The organism is Glutamicibacter sp. HZAU, assembly GCF_004100365.1.
Taxonomy (GTDB): Bacteria; Actinomycetota; Actinomycetes; order Actinomycetales; family Micrococcaceae; genus Glutamicibacter; species Glutamicibacter nicotianae.
Window position 1 is genome coordinate 1 of record NZ_SCKZ01000037.1, and the last position, 294, is coordinate 294.

1 rRNA gene is annotated in these 294 nt (G+C 47.6%); it reads right to left on the minus strand.

Going from position 1 to position 294, the window contains the following annotated elements:
- A 5S ribosomal RNA gene (gene rrf, locus EKH49_RS16430) occupies nt 1–92 on the minus strand; the annotation flags it as partial.
- Between the last annotated feature and the right edge of the window lie 202 nt (nt 93–294).

The window sequence follows — 294 nt, forward strand, 5'->3', positions numbered from 1 at the left end:
ACCCTCACGAGTGCAGTACCATCGGCGCAATGGGCCTTAGCTTCCGGGTTCGGTATGGGACCGGGCGTTTCCCCCACGCTATGACCGCCGTAACAATCACGAAGCACACAAACCAAATATTTCCTGGTCAGTGTTTTCCGGTGCTACAAAGTCTTGTAACTCATCCGTATTTGTTGGTTAGAGGTTGTTGTCTCGTAACCGCATAGTGAACGCGAACAGCATTGAAAAATATCAGTTCAATCATTGTTTTATTGTGTGTTGTAAGCCATCGGCCTATTAGTACAGGTCAGCTAC